Origin of the sequence: Anoxybacillus sp. J5B_2022, assembly GCF_026847645.1 — a bacterium.
GTDB lineage: Bacteria > Bacillota > Bacilli > Bacillales > Anoxybacillaceae > Anoxybacteroides.
In genome coordinates, this window is the sequence record NZ_JAPSMC010000078.1 from 1 (window position 1) to 11,324 (window position 11,324).

Below are 11,324 nucleotides of genomic sequence, written 5' to 3' on the forward strand. Positions count from 1 at the left end.
TTCTTTACTAATCGTTGCATTTGGATCATATTTGCGAATCGATTGACGTTCGTTCACAACGGTGAAAAAATCTTTTGTTATCATCGTTGGAGTTGCCATGGTTACTACCTCCTATTTTGTATTATAAAGAAATAAACTAACTTTTGGTAAGTTAAGCATCCTTATCATAAAGTTACTGTGGCCATTTGTCAAATAGTTTACTCATGTATGTTTTAGGAAAAATTTTTGTACCCGCCTATCCTTTTTCCCTCTAATTGCGATAGTAAAGGTGAAAGGAGGTGAACGGGATGGCACAATCGATCATTCAGCAATCCCAATTGCGTCTCGTATTTGAAGTAGGCACAGATGAAGCAGGGAAACCGGTGTATCGCCGCAAAAACTTTAGCAACGTAAAAGTGACTGCTACGCCGGAGCAATTGCTTGCCGTTTCGCAAGCGCTTGCTTCATTGCAAACTTATCCGCTAGCGCAAATTGAGCGAAGCGACATGCATTTCATTACAAACTAATAAAGGAGGAAACGGGAAATGGAGAAATCATTGGAGCTACAATTTTTGAACCAGCAAGGGAAAACGGTGCGCATCGTCATTGACAATCCGGTGGAGCCAGTGAACGCGCAACAAGTATCGTCGGTCATGGATACGATTATTGCGGCCAACATTTTCACATCAAGCGGTGGCGATCTTGTCGGAAAGCAAGGGGCGCGATTATCGCAGCGTGATGTGACAGAAGTAGCATTGACGTAGTCGAAAGGGGCCAGTTCTATGGGAGAGCTGGCCCTTTATCAATCAAATGGAACGGGGCGAGTGAATGTGGAAACGTATCTTTCTTTTATTTCTGACGTCGGATTTCCTATTGTCGTGACTTTTTATTTGCTGTATCGCATTGAAGCAAAGTTAGATGGCGTGATCGACTCGATTCAACGTCTGCCGCAACAGTTATTTGAACAGTTGAAACAAGCAGAGTGAAAGAAAAACCTTATCCTTCCATAGGAGGGATAAGGTTTTTTTATTGGGGATTATTAAAACTTTTGCTTTTTTGCCGAAATAAATAATAGAGAACGTATAGCAACGTGAGATCAGCATAAAGGAATGGGTAAGATGGAACAAAGTCAGTTTATACAAAAACTATTAGCGGATGAACGGCTGCTGTTTGCCGTTATCGAGCAATTATTTGATATCGTCTTTTTTATGAAAGTGGAAGAAGGACCGCGGTTTCGCTATGTTTACGTCAGTCCGAAAGCATTACATTTGGCAAGTTTAACGAAAGAAGATATGGGGAAATGCATTGACGATATTTATCCAAAAAAGGTCGCCGATCATTTGAACGTCCAGTATCGCAAAGCAGTAGAAACGAAAACGATTGTGACGTATCGCGATCAAATGAATATCGCGGGCGAATATCGCATCGGGGAATCGACATTAATTCCGATTTTTGACCAACAAGGTATCGCTTTATATGTGCTTTCGTTTACGCGGGATATTACGGAAATGATGAAACGCGAAGAACAGTTTACCGAAATTCATCAGTTGTTTCATTTGTTATTTGCCTATTCGCACGATGCGTTAGTCATGTTCGATTTAACTGGGCAGATTTTGCAGGTGAACAAAGAGCTTGAGCGGCTGTTAGGGTGGGAAGAAGAAAAAATTCGCTCACAAAACATTTTGCGAATCTTTCCAGAATACCGCTCTAAATTTGAACAAAGCTTACTGCAGCTTAGTCAAGGGGAAAGTTTAACATCGGTTCGGATGTCGTTAACGCATCAAACCGGCGCAAAAGTGTACGTCTCCGCGAACGTAATGCCAGTTTTTGACCAAAACGGCCGCGTTGTTGCTGGCTTGGCGATGCTAAGGGATTTCACCGATTTAGTCACAGTGAAAGAACGGCTCCGCCAAAGTGAGGAACTATATCGAAAAGTAGTCGAATTTCTCCCTGATATGGTCGTCATTCAAGTTGATGGTGCTATTACGTATATAAATTCAGCAGGACTTCACATGGTGAAGGCGAAACAGCAAAAGGAAATAGAAGGGAAGCCGTTAAGCGCCTTTTTACAACCAATTGATGAGCAAGAATGGATGCTGACAGCGTTAGACGGGGAACAGAAGGAAGTAAATGTAAGAGAAATGGCCATCCCATATGGTGCGCACGAAGCGAAATTTCTTGTCATTCGCGATGTTTCAGAACAAAAAAGCATCGAAAAAGAGATCGAGTATATGGCGCAATATGACGTGTTGACAGGACTTTTCAACCGGCAATATTTGCGGGAAAAACTGAATGACTTGATGCTAAAGCATACTGGTTTGGCAGTACTGCTTATTGATATTCACCGGTTTAAATTTATTAACGATTTTCTCGGTCACACGAATGGCGACGAACTGTTGCGCCAAGTCGCGAAGCGCTTAAAAAGGGTTCAATCGGAACGGACGTTGTTAGCGCGAGTGAGCGATGATGAGTTTGTTGTTGCCTATATTTATGAGCACGAACATGAGCTGAAAACGTTAGTAAAAAAACTTGACCGCTTGTTACAAGAGCCATATTTTATTGCCGGAGAAAAGTTAAATATTACGACAAACATCGGGGTAAGCTATGCTTGTGACGCCAATTTGTCGGTCGAAACGTTGTTAAGCAACGCCGATAAAGCGGTCTATTATTCGAAAATGAATGGAACGAGCCGTGTTGTCGAATATGAAGCGCATATGCACGACATTTTTGCAAAAAAAATCCGTTTAGAAAATGATTTGCAAGTAGCGTTGGAAAAAGGTGAGTTGTCGCTCTATTATCAACCGAAAGTAAATATTCGATTAGGAACGATCAGCGTTGAAGCGCTCGTCCGCTGGAACCATCCGCAGCTTGGCATGGTCAGCCCTGCTGAGTTTATTCCGATCGCGGAAGAAACGAACATGATCCACGAAATTGGCAAATGGGTGTTACAACAAGCGTGCCGCGATTTGAAAAAGTTGCAGCAGCTTGGCTTTTACGACTTAAAGATGGCGGTTAACTTATCGGCAAGGCAATTTTTGGACAAACAGCTTGAAATCGTCGTGTCCGATATTTTCGCGAGCGAAAAGACGAGCCCGTCCTTTTTTGTCTTTGAAATTACGGAAACGGCGATTGTGAAAGAGCCGGCAGAAGTGGTGCGGATTTTACAAAAATTGAAGCAGCGGGGCATTATGATTGCGATTGACGATTTCGGCGTCAGCTATTCGTCGCTCAATTATTTGAACCGTTTCCCGATTGATGCGGTGAAAATTGACCGCTCTTTCGTTCGCCATATTAGCGACAATAAAAAAAGTGAAGAAATTGTCCGGGCGATTATTTCGCTTGCGCATCAATTAAATTTATTTGTGACAGCGGAAGGCGTGGAAACAGAGGAACAAGTCCGTTTTCTTTTAGAAAAAGGCTGTGAAGAAATGCAAGGTTATTATTTTAGCCGTCCAGTGCCGCTCGAACAGTTGCCAAGCGTACTCGATGATTTGCAATCATTGATCGCGCGCTGGAACGAAGGAAAAGTTTGACGAGGTGCAGCTGCGCCTCTTTTTTTATTGAAAGTGAAACTTTTTGTGCAATCTATACGTAAATGTACATAGCGAAATGATGTTAAAGGAGCGTCGACGATGTTTATTCTGCAACTGGCCACGATTTTATTTGCTTCGAAAATCGCGGGAGATATTAGCGTTCGACTCGGACAGCCGGCGGTGCTCGGGAAACTATTGATCGGGATCGTGCTCGGTCCAACGGTGCTCGGGATTGTCAACGATACCGAGATATTAAAAGAAGTGAGTCAAATTGGCGTGATTTTATTAATGTTTATCGCCGGACTAGAAACGGATATGAACGAGTTTAAACGGACAGGAAAAGCGGCGACATTCGTTGGTGTGCTTGGGATTATCGTGCCGTTATCGTTAGGATATATCGCAGGAAACGCGATTGGTTTAGCGCCTGCGCAAGCTGTTTTTCTTGGCCTTTTGTTATCTGCGACAAGCGTCAGCATTTCTGTGCAAGTGTTAAAAGAAATGAACCAATTGCAATCAAAAGAAGGATCGACCATTTTAGGAGCGGCTGTTATTGACGATATTCTTGTCATCGTTAGTTTAGCGTTCTTAATGAGCTTAACAGGAAGCGATGTCGTGCTTGGAACGGTCATTTTGAAAAAAGTCGTCTTTTTCGCGCTAGCGATTTTAGCCGCATGGAAAATCGTTCCGCTCATTTTGCAATGGTTTGCGCCATTGCGCGTCGATGAAGCGGTTATTTCGGCGGGATTAATTATTTGTTTTACATTCGCTTATTTTGCCGAAGCAACAGGCGTTGCGGCGATTATTGGGGCGTATATTGCTGGGATCGGTATCAGTTTTACCGATTATAAAAAAGAAATTTTCCATAAAGTTGAAACGATTAGCTATTCGATCTTTGTTCCTGTCTTTTTTACATCGATTGGTGTCGCTGTCGAGCTTTCTGGTGTCGGGAAACACCTTTGGTTAATTGTCGGATTGAGCGTGCTGGCCATTTTCACAAAGCTCGTTGGTGCTGCGTTCGGTGCTAAACTAGCCGGCTTTGCTTGGAAAAGTTCGCTAGCTGTCGGAGCAGGCATGGTTTCGCGAGGGGAAGTAGCGCTCATTATTGCTGGGATCGGGTTGGAGTCCAAGCTTTTAACGGCTGATTTATTTGCCGCGATTGTCGTCGTCGTGCTCGTGACAACACTTGTTACCCCACCGTTGTTAAAAATGCTTTTTAAGGAAAGCAATGTCGCTAAACAAGTGGTTTAATAAGAAAAGCGCAAAGCGCCCGCCTATCGGCGAAGATCGCACAAGCCCCACCGAGGAGGCTGTCGCCGCCGCAGTGTGGGGCGGAGCGACTCGAGCCGATGGCGCTTGGAGCTAGACAGCTCCCCCTTTATGAAGATTATGACCGTGGTAGACCCAAAATTTTATACTTTCTTATCTTTTGAAAAAAAGGTGTCGTACGACACCTTTTTTCGTTATAGCTGGTTTTTCTTGGCTTGCTTTGCGGTATCGACGCTATCTTTTGCCATTTCTGCCTCCGCCTTAGATACGGTCGGGTTGGCGATTTCTTGACTTACTTTATTTTGTCTTCCTTTTTTCACCATTATTTTCCCTCCTTTCTTGCCAACTCTTCGTATATTGTGGATGAATGAACAGAAAATAATAAACCGGGCGGTTGCCTAAATTGGTAACTTGTACGATTTGTTTGTTTTTCGTCATTGACGAACATCGAATCGTTGCGTAAGATGATAGTATTGCGTAAACGTTTAAATTAAAGGAGTTGGGCTTTGTGAACAAGTCCTTTCGCGTCGAAAAAGTGTTAAACAATAACGTCTTAATTGCCTCACACCCAGAGTATGATGAAGTTGTTTTGCTCGGAAAAGGGATCGGGTTCGGCAAGAAAAAAGGGGACGTTATCGAACAACGCGCGGTAGAAAAATGGTTTATTTTAAAAAATGAACGGGAACAAGAACAGTATAAAAAATTGCTTCCAGAACTCGACGAGGAATTCATTGGGGTGATGAACGAAATCATGCAGCATATTAAAAAACGGGTCAACGCCCCGCTCAACGAACATATTCACGTTGCCTTGACCGACCACATTTCGTTTACAATCAAGCGAATTGAACAAGGTCTTGACTTAAAAAACCCATTTTTGCTCGAAACGAAAAGCTTATATCCGTTAGAATATAAAATCGCCGAAGAAGTCGTAGAAATGTTAAACGAAAAACTGCACGTCCAATTGCCGGAAGGAGAAGCGGGATTTATCGCTTTGCATATCCATAGTGGCATTTCGCGGCAAAGCCTCTCCGAGGTGAATCAACATTCGCAACTGATTGCTAAACTAGTTGCCATCGTCGAAGAACAGCTCGATATTACGATTGACCGCGAAAGCATTCACTATTTACGGTTTATTCGCCACTTACGCTATGCCATTGAACGCGTAAAAAACGGGGAACGTGTCGAAGAACCAAAAAAATTGCTAAAAGTATTGAAAGAAGAATACCCAATATGTTATAATCTTGCATGGAAGCTAGTAAAAGTGATGCAGCAAACGTTGCAACTGCCTGTAGATGAGGCAGAGGCCGTCTATTTGACAATGCATTTGCAAAGGCTTGCAAAAAAAAGTGAATAATGGTTTCATCTTTACGTGTTACTGATTCGATCAGGCATGAGTAAAGGAGATGAAATAGGACAAGCAGTAAAAAGGTATTTTCCTTTTTATTGTAAGCGTTCTATTTTGTTCTATCTTTGCTCATGCCTTTTGTTTTTTCGTGCTTTGCAAATGCTTACAATCGTCGGACGTCTGATGATTGTAAATAAAAGTATGAAAAAGCGTTTGTTGCAAAGCTTATAAACGAGGAGGAATTTATGATGAAAAAAGCGTTTGGTACATTGCAAAAAGTCGGTAAAGCGCTAATGCTTCCTGTTGCGATTTTACCGGCAGCCGGTATTTTGCTTGCATTTGGTAACGCTTTACAAAACCCAGCGTTAACCGATAAGCTCCCGGCGTTAAAAGCAGCTTGGGTTGTGATGATTGCAAAAGTAATGGAACAAGCTGGAGGCGTCGTGTTCTCCAACCTTTCGCTTCTCTTTGCGGTTGGGGTAGCGATCGGCTTAGCTAGTGGTGAAGGGGTCGCAGGTTTAGCGGCCATTATCGGCTATTTAATTATGAACATTACGATGAGTGTTGTTTTAGGGGTAACGGCAGATCAGATTGGGAAAGACCCATCATTTGCTAATGTATTAGGGATCCCAACGTTGCAAACAGGTGTTTTCGGCGGGATTATCGTCGGGATTATGGCCGCATATATGTACAATAAATATTACAAAATTGAGCTACCACAATATTTAGGTTTCTTTGCTGGAAAGCGTTTCGTACCGATTGTTACAGCAGCATCTGCAGTCGTGCTCGGGATTGTGATGACATGGGTATGGCCGCCGGTGCAACACGGCTTAAATGCGTTCTCTCATAACATGATTGATGCAAACAAAACGCTAGCAGCGTTTATTTTCGGGGTCATTGAGCGTGCATTAATTCCGTTCGGATTGCACCATATTTTCTACGCACCGTTCTGGTTTGAGTTTGGTGAGTACGTCAATAAAGCAGGAGAAGTCGTTCGTGGCGACCAAAAAATCTTCTTTGCTCAGTTAAAAGATGGGGTGCCGTTAACAGCTGGGACATTTATGACAGGGAAATTCCCGTTCATGATGTTCGGGCTTCCAGCAGCAGCGCTTGCAATTTATCATGAAGCGCGCCCAGAAAACAAGAAAGTAGTAGCCGGTATCATGGCTTCTGCGGCGTTAACATCGTTCTTAACAGGGATTACAGAACCAATTGAGTTCTCATTCTTATTCGTTGCACCTGCATTGTTTGCGATTCATACGATTTTCGCTGGTTTATCGTTTATGCTCATGCATCTTTTAAACGTCAAAATCGGGATGACATTCTCCGGTGGGGTCATTGACTACCTATTATTCGGGGTATTGCCAAACCGTACGTCTTGGTGGCTTGTTATTCCAGTTGGATTAGTGTTTGCGGTCATTTACTATTTCGGATTCCGCTTTGCGATCCGCAAATGGGATTTAGCAACTCCAGGCCGTGAAAAAGTGGAAGAAACAACGACAACAGCAGCGAATGCAGACGAGCTTCCGTATGAAATTTTGGCGGCGCTTGGCGGAAAAGAAAACATTGCGCATTTAGATGCGTGCATCACGCGTTTACGTGTATCTGTCAACGATATTCAACATGTCGATAAAGATCGCTTAAAAGCGTTAGGCGCAGCAGGCGTTCTTGAGGTTGGAAATAACGTTCAAGCGATTTTCGGTCCGAAATCAGATACACTAAAAAGCCAAATGAAAGACATTATGGAAGGTCGTGCACCAGCGCGAGTAAAAGAGGAGACAAAAGTAACAACATTAGTAAACGCAGGGACAGAAAAAGTAGCAGCGCCATTAACAGGTGAAGTATTGCCGCTTTCAGAAGTACCGGATCAAGTGTTCTCACAAAAAATGATGGGTGACGGCTTTGCGATTATGCCGACAGATGGAACGGTTGTATCCCCTGTAGACGGAAAAATCGTGAACGTTTTCCCGACAAAACATGCGATTGGTATTGAATCGAAAAACGGAAGAGAAATTTTAATTCACTTCGGTATTGATACAGTAAAATTGAATGGACAAGGCTTTGAAGCGCTCGTTTCCCAAGGAGATGAAGTGAAAAAGGGTCAACCGTTATTAAAAGTAGATTTAGAATATGTGAAAAACAATGCGCCTTCCGTGATTACGCCGATTATTTTCACGAACTTGAAAGCAAACGAAACAGTGAAAATCGAAAAACAAGGCGTTGTCACAAAAGGTGAAGACAACATTGTTACCATTGGATAATAGCAATAGCTCCTCACATAGAGAAACGAACCGTTTCTCTATGTGACTTTTCCATTGAATGGAATACAATTGTTTGTTATGATGACAAAAAAACATATTGAAAAGGAGATTGGTGAACATGGCTGAGAAAGTGTTTAAAGTAACTGCTGAATCTGGAATTCATGCCCGTCCGGCAACATTGCTTGTGCAAACAGCAAGCAAATTTAACAGCGATATCAACTTAGAATACAACGGTAAAACAGTGAACTTAAAATCGATCATGGGTGTTATGTCTTTAGGTGTTCCAAAAGGGGCGCAAATCAAAATCACGGCAGAGGGTACAGATGCAGCAGAGGCGTTGGCAGCTTTAACAGATACATTAGCAAAAGAAGGACTTGCACAATAATGTCTAAACATATTCAAGGTATTGCTGCATCGAGCGGGATCGCCATTGCCAAGGCGTACCGCTTGGAAACCCCTCATTTCGTTGTTGAAAAAAAGACAGTGACAGATGTAGAAACGGAAATTGCGCGCTTTGACGCGGCAGTAGCGAAAGCAAAAGCGGAATTGGAACAAATTAAAGATCATGCTTTCCAGCAGTTAGGGGAAGATAAAGCGGCGATTTTTTCTGCCCATCTTCTTGTATTAAGCGATCCAGAATTATTAAACCCTGTAAAAGATAAAATCGCGGCAGAACAAGTCAATGCGGAATACGCGTTGGACGAAGTGGCGTCGATGTTTGTGGCGATGTTTGAAGCGATGGATAACGAATATATGAAAGAACGCGCTGCGGACATTCGCGATGTCACGAAACGTGTGTTAGCTCATTTGCTCGGTATTACGATATCTAATCCGAGTCTTATTTCCGAAGAAGTAGTCATTATTGCCGAAGATTTAACTCCGTCTGATACAGCCCAGCTAAACCGGCAATATGTGAAAGGATTTACGACAGATATCGGCGGACGTACGTCTCACTCGGCGATCATGGCTCGCTCGATGGAAATTCCGGCCGTTGTCGGGACGAAAGCTGTTACCGCTGAAATCGAAAATGGCGACCTTGTTATTATCGACGGGTTAGACGGACGAGTCGTTGTCGATCCATCCGAAGAAGAGTTAGCACACTACGAAGAAAAACGTGCTCGCTTTGAAGCACAAAAAGCAGAATGGGCAAAATTAGTTCACGAACCAACGATCACAAGCGACGGTCATCATGTGGAGTTAGCAGCTAATATCGGAACGCCTGATGATGTTAAAGGGGTGCTTGCTAACGGCGCGGAAGGCATCGGCTTATATCGAACAGAATTTTTATACATGGGACGCTCAGAATTGCCGACAGAAGAAGAGCAATTTGAAGCGTATAAAACGGTGCTGGAGCGGATGGAAGGAAAGCCAGTGGTTGTTCGTACTCTTGATATTGGCGGCGATAAAGAGCTTCCATATTTAGAACTTCCAAAAGAAATGAACCCGTTTTTAGGTTTCCGGGCAATTCGCCTTTGCCTTGAGATGCAAGACATGTTCCGTACACAACTTCGGGCATTGTTGCGTGCAAGCGTGTATGGCAATTTAAAAATTATGTTCCCGATGATTGCAACGTTAGATGAATTCCGGCAGGCAAAAGCGATTCTTTTAGAAGAAAAAGAGAAATTAGTACAAGAAGGCGTATCGGTAGCTGAAAATATCGAAGTCGGGATGATGGTCGAGATTCCGGCGGCAGCAGTGCTTGCCGATCAGTTTGCGAAAGAAGTCGATTTCTTTAGCATCGGAACGAACGATTTAATCCAATATACGATGGCGGCAGATCGGATGAACGAACGCGTATCGTACCTTTATCAGCCGTACAATCCAGCTATTTTGCGTCTTATTGCGAACGTCATTGAAGCGGCGCATAAAGAAGGAAAATGGGCAGGCATGTGCGGCGAAATGGCAGGCGAAGAGTTGGCGATTCCGATTTTGCTCGGTTTAGGATTGGACGAGTTTAGTATGAGTGCCACTTCCATTTTGCGCGCCCGCTCACAATTGAAAAAATTGTCGAAAGAAGAAGCTGCTAGTTTGAAAGAAACGATTTTATCGATGAACACAGCAGAAGAAGTCGTTGCTTTTGTGAAACAGACATTCCATATCGAATAAACGTAAAGCGGTGGAAGCCCACCGCTTTGCGCCTTTAGACGAGAACTGGCGCAGTCGTTTCATAACTGAATCGCTGTCTGACGGTCAGCGCTATGCCGGCTGCAATCGAGCGCGCCATTTGATAGACGACGTGCAAATTTGTGTACGGCAATTCGTTCAGCTCCGTATTCTCTTCCAACATGACGCCCATAATGCTTACATCTCCGACGGCGGGCAAATTCTTTTGGAGTGCTGATCCTGCAGCGAGCGGACCGGGACGGATTGCGATCGTATGGACATATGACTGCATGCCGATTACACCATCGACTGCTAAAACGCACGTAGAGGGCGGAATGTCGAGACGGTTGACGGTTTTTTCTAAGTTAGTCGCATCAAGCGGCTCTTTTAATGTGCCAATCACTGTTAAATGTTGTGGATAAAGACCTGTCAACAATGTCCCGACAAATGGACCTAAACTATCCCCATTAATTCGATTGCTTCCGATACATAAAAGGATGATCTGCTCGGTCGTCGGTGGCAGGCAAGCAAACAGGTTGTTGCGAATGAGCAATGGCGCTAACCGATTATCGTAAGAAATGAGCTGCATGACAGTCAACCTTCTTTCATATATCTTTTTTTATTTTATTCGTTACAAACGGAACACCCCCTGCCTTGCTTTCATGGAAAATTTTATTTAAATAGATTTTTCCATTTCATTAACTAGGCATAATGGCACGATTCTTCGTCTTCTATATAGCTCCATGACGACAAAATTCGTCACCAGCGGAAGGATAAAAGTACCCTTTTGTCGAATTTTTCAATATCCATTTAAGAATGTGTGTATTTTCAGGATGC

At 43.3% G+C, this 11,324-nt stretch carries 11 protein-coding genes; 9 read left to right on the forward strand and 2 right to left on the reverse strand.

Translation table 11 applies throughout. From position 1 onward, the window contains the following. Positions 1–287 precede the first annotated feature (287 nt). The 5 genes from M4I42_RS15180 (at position 288) to M4I42_RS15200 (ending at position 4,760) form a co-directional block, all read left to right on the forward strand. Positions 288–506: a DUF1659 domain-containing protein gene (locus M4I42_RS15180; protein WP_268852925.1), complete on the forward strand. Its 219-nt coding sequence runs from the start codon at positions 288–290 to the stop codon at positions 504–506. An 18-nt stretch (positions 507–524) separates the two neighbouring features. Then, positions 525–743 carry a DUF2922 domain-containing protein gene (locus tag M4I42_RS15185; RefSeq protein WP_268852926.1) on the forward strand — a complete coding sequence of 73 codons (219 nt, stop codon included), beginning with the start codon at positions 525–527 and terminating at the stop codon, positions 741–743. Between the two features lie 66 nt (positions 744–809). Continuing rightward, on the forward strand, positions 810–965 hold the full coding sequence (locus M4I42_RS15190) for a YvrJ family protein (protein WP_268852935.1): 156 nt from the start codon (positions 810–812) through the stop codon (positions 963–965). A gap of 132 nt (positions 966–1,097) precedes the next feature. Further along, the gene (locus M4I42_RS15195) at positions 1,098–3,512 is read left to right on the forward strand and encodes an EAL domain-containing protein (protein WP_268852927.1); all 2,415 of its coding nucleotides are present in this window, start codon (positions 1,098–1,100) and stop codon (positions 3,510–3,512) included. A 99-nt stretch (positions 3,513–3,611) separates the two neighbouring features. After that, complete coding sequence (locus tag M4I42_RS15200) at positions 3,612–4,760, forward strand: cation:proton antiporter (RefSeq protein WP_268852928.1); 1,149 nt, start codon at positions 3,612–3,614, stop codon at positions 4,758–4,760. Between the two features lie 212 nt (positions 4,761–4,972). On the opposite strand, the gene M4I42_RS15205 is transcribed toward M4I42_RS15200, so the two are convergent. Then, complete coding sequence (locus tag M4I42_RS15205; RefSeq protein ID WP_268852929.1) at positions 4,973–5,101, reverse strand: hypothetical protein; 129 nt, start codon at positions 5,099–5,101, stop codon at positions 4,973–4,975. 185 nt (positions 5,102–5,286) lie between these two features. Here M4I42_RS15205 and glcT point away from each other — a divergent pair, with 185 nt between their 5' ends. The 4 genes from glcT (at position 5,287) to ptsP (ending at position 10,490) form a co-directional block, all read left to right on the forward strand. Next, positions 5,287–6,132, forward strand: coding sequence for a glucose PTS transporter transcription antiterminator GlcT (gene glcT, locus M4I42_RS15210; protein WP_268852930.1), 846 nt, complete (start codon positions 5,287–5,289; stop codon positions 6,130–6,132). Positions 6,133–6,371: 239 nt separating this feature from the next. Continuing rightward, positions 6,372–8,384, forward strand: a complete 2,013-nt coding sequence (gene ptsG / locus M4I42_RS15215; RefSeq protein WP_328284630.1) for a glucose-specific PTS transporter subunit IIBC — start codon at positions 6,372–6,374, stop codon at positions 8,382–8,384. Between the two features lie 118 nt (positions 8,385–8,502). Next, a complete protein-coding gene (locus M4I42_RS15220) occupies positions 8,503–8,769 on the forward strand; it encodes a phosphocarrier protein HPr (RefSeq protein ID WP_268852932.1) in 267 nt (88 codons plus the stop codon). Further along, positions 8,769–10,490 (forward strand): phosphoenolpyruvate--protein phosphotransferase, encoded by a 1,722-nt coding sequence (gene ptsP, locus M4I42_RS15225; RefSeq protein WP_268852933.1) that lies wholly within the window; start codon positions 8,769–8,771, stop codon positions 10,488–10,490. The genes M4I42_RS15220 and ptsP overlap by 1 nt, the downstream gene beginning before the upstream one ends. A 34-nt stretch (positions 10,491–10,524) precedes the next feature. Here ptsP and yyaC read toward each other — a convergent pair whose 3' ends face one another. Beyond that, complete coding sequence (gene yyaC / locus M4I42_RS15230; protein ID WP_268852934.1) at positions 10,525–11,076, reverse strand: spore protease YyaC; 552 nt, start codon at positions 11,074–11,076, stop codon at positions 10,525–10,527. Between the last annotated feature and the right edge of the window lie 248 nt (positions 11,077–11,324).